The sequence below is a fragment of the Alkalicoccobacillus porphyridii genome (assembly GCF_007293315.1).
Lineage (GTDB): Bacteria > Bacillota > Bacilli > Bacillales > Bacillaceae_D > Alkalicoccobacillus > Alkalicoccobacillus porphyridii.
Genome location: NZ_VLXZ01000348.1, coordinates 1 through 249 on the forward strand (window position 1 = coordinate 1; position 249 = coordinate 249).

At 50.6% G+C, this 249-nt stretch carries 1 pseudogene; it reads right to left on the reverse strand.

The features are described from left to right. Positions 1 to 249: pseudogene (gene gatY, locus FN960_RS24535) on the reverse strand (tagatose-bisphosphate aldolase subunit GatY); the annotation flags it as partial.

Genomic DNA, 249 nt, shown 5'->3' on the forward strand with positions numbered 1-249 from the left:
TTCGCCGCTGACATCAACGCGATGGCAAAAATCCACCACCTCTTTGACCCGTGAAATATTTTGCGCAAAAGGCAAATGCGAGGCGTCAATCATGACTGAGCGCACGCCAGAACGAACCTTCTGAGCGATATCGTCAAATTTCGTGTGATGGTCGAGATGAATTGCCAGTGGATGGTGATATTGCTTCGCCATCGCGCTGACCAGCGCCAACAGATTTTCTGTACCGGCATGAGTAAATGTGCCAGGCGT